At 61.8% G+C, this 4,885-nt stretch carries 5 protein-coding genes; 4 read left to right on the top strand and 1 reads right to left on the bottom strand.

Features of this window, described 5'->3' with window-relative positions:
* From polA to WB402_RS10815, 4 genes are all read left to right on the top strand, one after another.
* Positions 1-1,803: DNA polymerase I (polA, locus tag WB402_RS10830; protein WP_424207742.1), on the top strand; the 1,803-nt coding region annotated here is incomplete at its 5' end.
* Positions 1,804-1,986: 183 nt separating this feature from the next.
* A complete protein-coding gene (locus WB402_RS10825; protein WP_424207740.1) occupies positions 1,987-2,244 on the top strand; it encodes a hypothetical protein in 258 nt (85 codons plus the stop codon).
* Between the two features lie 115 nt (positions 2,245-2,359).
* The gene (locus tag WB402_RS10820) at positions 2,360-2,971 is read left to right on the top strand and encodes a c-type cytochrome (protein WP_424207738.1); all 612 of its coding nucleotides are present in this window, start codon (positions 2,360-2,362) and stop codon (positions 2,969-2,971) included.
* A 278-nt stretch (positions 2,972-3,249) separates the two neighbouring features.
* Complete coding sequence (locus tag WB402_RS10815) at positions 3,250-3,486, top strand: hypothetical protein (protein ID WP_372523524.1); 237 nt, start codon at positions 3,250-3,252, stop codon at positions 3,484-3,486.
* Positions 3,487-3,542: 56 nt separating this feature from the next.
* Here the strand turns inward: WB402_RS10815 and hemL are convergent, their stop codons facing one another.
* On the bottom strand, positions 3,543-4,823 hold the full coding sequence (hemL, locus tag WB402_RS10810; protein WP_424207737.1) for a glutamate-1-semialdehyde 2,1-aminomutase: 1,281 nt from the start codon (positions 4,821-4,823) through the stop codon (positions 3,543-3,545).
* Positions 4,824-4,885: the final 62 nt, after the last annotated feature.

Raw genomic sequence — 4,885 nt, 5'->3', positions numbered from 1 at the left:
GCCTATGAGATGGTCACCGACATGGCGGCGCTCGACCGCTGGCTGGCGCGGCTCGGGAAATCGGAACTCTTTGCCTTCGATACCGAGACCACCAGCCTCGATGCCTTGCAGGCCGAGATCGTGGGCGTGTCCTTCACCGACCGTGCCGGCGCGGGCGCCTACGTGCCGCTGGCGCACCAGTATCCCGGCGCGCCGGCGCAGCTCGCGCGCGACGCTGTGCTCGCCAAACTCAAACCGCTGCTCGAAGACGCCGCGCGTCCCAAGATCGGACAAAACTTCAAATACGATATGAGCGTGCTCGCCAACTACGGCATCGGGATGGCCGGGATGCGCTACGACACCATGCTCGAATCCTACGTGCTGGATTCGACCGCCTCGCGCCACGACATGGACTCGCTCGCGCTCAAGTACCTCGGCTACAAGACGGTCAAATACGAAGAGGTCGCCGGGAAGGGCAAGCATCAGATCAACTTCAGCGAGGTGCCGCTGGAACAGGCGACGAACTACGCCGCCGAGGACGCCGATATCACTTTCCGGTTGCACGAACATCTGTGGCCGCGATTGAACGAAACGCCGACACTGGTGAAACTTTTCGACGAGATCGAGATGCCGCTGGTGCCGGTGCTGGCGCGCATGGAACGCCATGGCGTGCTGATCGACGTCGCGATGCTGAAGACGCAGAGCGGCGAGCTGGCCCAGCGCCTGCTCGAGCTCGAGCGTGAAGCGCATAGCCTTGCCGGACAGCCGTTCAACATGGGATCGCCCAAGCAGATACAGGAAATCCTTTACGACAAGCACAAGCTGCCGGTGCTCAAGAAAACGCCCACCGGCCAGCCGTCCACGGCCGAGGAGGTGCTGCAGGAACTGGCGCTCGATTACCCGCTGCCGCAGCTGATCCTCGACTATCGCGGCCTGGCCAAGCTCAAGTCCACCTACACCGACAAGCTTCCCGAGATGCTGGACCCGAAGACCGGGCGCGTGCACACCTCGTATCACCAGGCCGTGGCGGCAACCGGACGGTTGTCCTCGACCGACCCGAACCTTCAGAACATCCCGGTGCGCACCGCCGAAGGCCGGCGCATCCGCCAGGCGTTCATCGCCGCGCCCGGTTACCGAATCATGTCCGCGGACTATTCGCAGATCGAGCTGCGCATCATGGCGCACCTCTCGGGCGACAAGGGGCTCATCCACGCGTTTGCCGAAAACATGGACGTGCATCGCGCCACCGCGGCGGAGGTTTTCGGCGTCACACCCGAATCCGTGAGCGATGACATGCGCCGCGCGGCCAAGGCGATCAACTTCGGTCTCATTTACGGCATGTCGGCTTTCGGCTTGGCGAAGCAGTTGCGCATCGAGCGCGTGGCGGCGCAGGAGTATGTCGAGCGTTACTTCAAGCGCTACCCCGGCGTGCGCGAGTTCATGGAGCGCACGCGCGAGACCGCGCGCCAGCAGGGTTATGTCGAGACGCTCATGGGACGGCGGCTGTACACCGCCGAGATCAACGCTCCCAACATGAACCGGCGTCAGGCCGCCGAGCGCGCCGCGATCAACGCGCCGATGCAGGGCACGGCAGCGGATCTCATCAAGCTCGCGATGCTCGCAGTGGACCGCTGGATCGCGCAGTCGGGGCTCGACGTGCGCATGATCATGCAGGTGCACGACGAACTCGTGTTCGAAATCCGCGCCGACACGGTCGACACCGCGCGCGATACGATCCGTCGCTTGATGAGCGAGGTAGTGACGTTGTCCGTGCCGCTGGTGGTGGACGTAGGCGTTGGAGGAAACTGGGACGAAGCGCACTAATATCCTGAGCCACGGCTTCGCGGTTACATACACCCACGAAAATTGCGTGATGGACTTAAAAAATTGTTTACAGCTAAATCATCGAAGGGCGAACCTTTTTATTTTGAATGTGTCTATAATCGTCGCGGACGATTTGGATATCGTCCTGCCCTGCTCCACCTCCCTGAGCGGGGCGAGTCCCGGATGGACATCATTCGGGACATGTTCGGCCCCGGACACTCTCCCCTTGTTTCCGGGGCTTTTTTTGTGCTGCGCATTCTTCGCTTCGCCGTCCTCGCTGCGTTCGATACCCTGAGCCTGCCTTCTGTGGCGAGCCGCTCGGCGGGGCGAACATCCACTGGACGATTACCGTTTTCCTGCCTTGCCTTCGCTGTTGAGACAGCCCAAAGTTGCTCCTGGCAATTTTGTGTGCGTACCCAACAAAAAAAGCCGCAAAATTGACCCTTTAAATTGACCGGGAGACGGGCTCTTGGTATATAAGGCCGCCTTGATTTCCGCCCGCGCCGGGGTGCGATCCAGAAATCAGGGGTTTCAGCCGTTTTTTCATGGGGGTTTTATGAAGAGCATCCTGTCTTTTGCCACCGCCGTCTGTCTGTGGCTTGTTCTTGTTGCGCCGGTTTACGCTGGCGGCAATATCGCGGCCGGTCAGGCCAAGGCGGGAATATGCGCGGGCTGTCACGGCCCGGATGGTAATGGCGGGGCCGATCCCGCGTGGCCCAAGCTGGCCGGCCAGGACCCGGATTACATCGCCAAGCAGCTGGCCGATTTCAAATCCGGCGCACGCAAGGACCCGATCATGTCCGGCATGGCGGCCCCGCTCAGCGCGACCGACATGAAAAACCTGGGCGCCTACTTTGCCAGCCTCAAGGCCAAACCCGGCGCGGCCAGTGACGCGCTGCTCGCCAAACAGGGCCAAAAGATTTTCCGTGGGGGCAACGCCACGATGGGCGTATCCGCCTGTATGAGCTGTCACGGGCCCTCGGGGCATGGTATTCCGCCGCGTTTCCCCAAAGTCTCAGGCCAGAATACCGCCTATACCCAGAAACAGTTGCTGGCTTTCAAGGCCGGCAACCGCGCCAATGACAGTGAGACCATGACCCGCACCGCCTTCCGCTTGTCGGAGCAGGAAATCAAGGCGGTCGCGGAATACATGGCCGGTCTGCACTGACGTCGCCGAGACAATTCCTCCCTTCGAAGTCTGAATTACCCGTGCGGCAGTCGCTTTTCTGCCGTGCGGCGGCAGGTGCCGGCCCTCGCCCACCCCCGGTTCCCCCCGACTGCCGTAATCCGTCCATGTCAACGATATAAAATTCATATCCATTACAATAGGTTAGCTGTTACCCCGGTGTGGCATGAGTATTGCTCCTACAGGTACAGAGAAACACGGAATCGCGCAACTGCAATAACGGATTCCGGGCGGCCCGAAAAGGGCGAAAGGAGCGAACCATGTTAAGCCACATAGTGAATCTGGTGAACGACTACAAAGTGATGCACGGCGCGCGGCCGAATGTCGTGTACATGAACGAAACCCATTACGGGTACCTGCGCGAAGAACTGCCGGGCGTGCGCGACCATGACAATCTGGTTGCCATCCTCGGCGTGGACATCGCCCTCAGCGACGAGGCGATCCGTCCGCAGGTAGCCACGGTCAGGTTCGCTTCCGAGAATATCCTGGTGAGCTGACGCAAGAATTGATGTGCGGGGTGCACATGCGGGCCGGACCACCGGCCCGTTTCTTTTTATAGGGTCTTGAAAACCTTCTCCGCCTTGTCCAGCGTCGCCGCGATATCGGCGTCGCTATGCGCCGCCGAGACGAAGCCGGCCTCAAATGCGGACGGCGCCAGATAAACCCCTTCCCGCAGTATCCCGTGAAAGAATTTTTTGAAGCGCTCGACGTCGCAGGCCATGACCTGCGCGAAGCGCGTTACGGTCGGTTCGCGGGTGAAGAAAATGCCGAACATGCCACCGACGGACTGGGTGGCCAGGGGCACGCCCGCGCGCTGGGCACGTTCCGCCAGCCCCCGTGCGAGCCTTGATGTTTTCGCCGTGAGTTCCTCGAAAAAGCCTGGACGAGAAATTTCCCTGAGCGTCGCCAGTCCCGCTGCCAGCGACACCGGATTGCCGGAGAGCGTTCCAGCCTGGTACACCGGCCCTTCCGGGGCGATGCGGCCCATGATGTCAGCGCGCCCGCCGAAGGCGCCGACCGGCAGGCCGCCGCCGATGACTTTCCCGAGCGTGGTCAGGTCGGGCTTGATGCCGTAGTGCGCCTGGGCGCCGCCCAAGGCGACGCGGAAGCCGGTCATGACTTCGTCGAAGATGAGCACCGCGCCGTGCTGCGTGCACAGCTCGCGCAGACCCTCGAGGAAGCCCTTCACCGGCGGCACGCAATTCATGTTGCCGGCCACCGGTTCGACGATCACGCAGGCGATGTCCTTGCCGAGCCTGACGAAGACATCGCGCACCGGTTCGAGATTGTTGTATTCGAGCGTGAGCGTGTGTTCCGCGAGACTCGCGGGCACGCCGGGCGAGGTCGGCACGCCGAGCGTGAGCGCCCCCGAGCCGGCCTTCACCAGCAGCGAATCGGCATGACCGTGGTAACAGCCTTCGAACTTCAGAATCTTGTCGCGGCCGGTGAAGCCGCGCGCGAGGCGAATCGCGCTCATGGTCGCTTCGGTGCCGGAACTGACCATGCGCACTTTTTCGATCGAGGGCACGAGCCGGCAGATCAGATCCGCCATCTCCACCTCGATGCGCGTCGGCGCGCCGAAGCCAAGCCCTCGCTCCAGGGTTTCCTTCACCGCCGCCAGCACCTTGGGATGGGCGTGGCCGAGGATCATCGGTCCCCAGGAGCCGACGTAATCGATGTATTGGTTTCCATCCTCGTCCCAGAGGTACGCGCCGAGCCCGCGCGCAATAAACACCGGATCGCCGTCCACGCCTTTGAAAGCGCGCACGGGCGAGTTCACCCCACCGGGAATGTGTTGCTGCGCGCGCCTGAAAAGATCGGATGAAATGGTCATGTGTGTCCCAAATTAATATTTTCATGTAGGGTGAGGCGGAGTTTTCGTGAACACACTTAACG

This window comes from Sulfuricaulis sp. (genome assembly GCF_049587675.1).
In the GTDB taxonomy this organism is placed as follows: domain Bacteria; phylum Pseudomonadota; class Gammaproteobacteria; order Acidiferrobacterales; family Sulfurifustaceae; genus Sulfuricaulis.
This window is presented reverse-complemented; position numbering and strand designations above follow the sequence as displayed.

Bases quoted from the DNA above. Each gene is read 5' to 3' on its own strand.
- WB402_RS10820 (WP_424207738.1), top strand. From the start codon at position 2,360: ATGAAGAGCATCCTGTCTTTTGCCACCGCCGTCTGTCTGTGGCTTGTT.
- WB402_RS10825 (WP_424207740.1), top strand. From the start codon at position 1,987: ATGGACATCATTCGGGACATGTTCGGCCCCGGACACTCTCCCCTTGTT.
- hemL (WP_424207737.1), bottom strand. From the start codon at position 4,823: ATGACCATTTCATCCGATCTTTTCAGGCGCGCGCAGCAACACATTCCC.
- WB402_RS10815 (WP_372523524.1), top strand. From the start codon at position 3,250: ATGTTAAGCCACATAGTGAATCTGGTGAACGACTACAAAGTGATGCAC.